The following is a 1,253-nucleotide window of genomic DNA, read 5'->3' as shown; positions in this document are numbered from 1 at the left end:
TTGATCAGCCCCCCGAAAATCGGACATGGTGAAGTGCTAGTCGAGTGGTTAAATTAACCACAAGACGACCATGAGAAAGAGACACAGTGTAGAACAGATCATCAAGACATTGAAACAGGTGGAGGGCGGTGCCCGGTTGCCGGACATCTGCCGGGAACTGAACATCAGCGAGCAGACCTTCTATCGTTGGAAGCGCAAATACGGCGGAATGGATCAGAGCGAGGCGAGAAGGCTCAAAGACCTTGAGGAGGAAAATAGTCGACTCAAAAGGTTGGTGGCTGACCAGGCGCTGGACATCCAAATCCTTAAGGAGGTGAACTCAAAAAAGTGGTGAGTCCCATGCAACGCAAACTGGCCGTGGCTCATGTGGTGAGTCTGGGTATGTGTGGGGTGAGGCGTGCGAGCCGTGCGCTTGGAGTGGCACGTTCGACGTGTTATCGTGAAGTGCAGGTGTCGCCTCAGCGGGCACACAGCGAGGCGCTGTTGGTGTGCCTGAGTCGGCAGCATCCCACGTTGGGGGCACGCAAGGTGGCTGCGATGGTGGAGCTTGAACACGGAGAAGTGGTCAACCACAAGCGAGCAGCGCGTTTGAGAAGGGTGCATGGGCTGCATGCATCACGGCGAGGCCGCAAGCGAGGACGGCTGGAGAGGGGCGTGAGCAAGCGGCAGGTGGCCGAAGAGCGTGACGAGGTGTGGAGTTATGACTTCATCCATGATGCGACGGCCGATGGGCGCGGTGTGCGCGTGTTGTCCATCGTGGACGAGTGCAGTCGTGAGTGCCTGCTGTTGGAGGCATCCCGGAGCTTTCCAGCCCAGCGGGTCATAGATGCGCTGGAAAAGGTGCTGATGACCACCGGGCGATGTCCCCAGTATCTACGCAGCGACAATGGACCCGAGTTCATCTCCAAAGCGGTGAAAGAGTGGCTGCAACAAGCAGGCGTTCAGAGTGCCTACATTGAGCCAGGAGCACCGTGGGAGAACGGATATGTGGAGAGTTTTCACGCGAGTCTGCGCAGCGAGTTGTTGGATCGCGAGCTGTTCTTCGACATGCGAGAGGTTCAGGCGATGGCGGAAGACTGGCGCGACTTTTACAATCATCGTCGACCCCATGGATCTTTGAACTATGTGCCCCCGGCGCGCCACCAGCAGCAAGCTTCGCTACGGGCTTTCGCTACGCTCCAGCCCTCCGCTGCGCATGCTGCTGGACAAACCCAACGATCACCCTTAAAGCAAAAACAACCGACCACCGACTA

At 57.6% G+C, this 1,253-nt stretch carries 2 protein-coding genes; both read left to right on the top strand.

The genetic code is table 11. From position 1 onward, the window contains the following. Positions 1–70: 70 nt before the first annotated feature. Positions 71–334 (top strand): transposase, encoded by a 264-nt coding sequence (locus FEM03_RS24170; RefSeq protein ID WP_138089001.1) that lies wholly within the window; start codon positions 71–73, stop codon positions 332–334. Positions 335–339: 5 nt separating this feature from the next. Then, positions 340–1,253, top strand: a 914-nt coding sequence (locus FEM03_RS24165; RefSeq protein ID WP_138088999.1) for an IS3 family transposase, incomplete at its 3' end; no start/stop codon positions are given.

Source organism: Phragmitibacter flavus (assembly GCF_005780165.1).
In the GTDB taxonomy this organism is placed as follows: Bacteria; Verrucomicrobiota; Verrucomicrobiia; order Verrucomicrobiales; family Verrucomicrobiaceae; genus Phragmitibacter; species Phragmitibacter flavus.
Note: the sequence above shows the minus strand (reverse complement) of the source record. Positions and strands in the feature narration are given on the sequence as shown.

Bases quoted from the DNA above. Each gene is read 5' to 3' on its own strand.
- FEM03_RS24170 (WP_138089001.1), top strand. From the start codon at position 71: ATGAGAAAGAGACACAGTGTAGAACAGATCATCAAGACATTGAAACAG.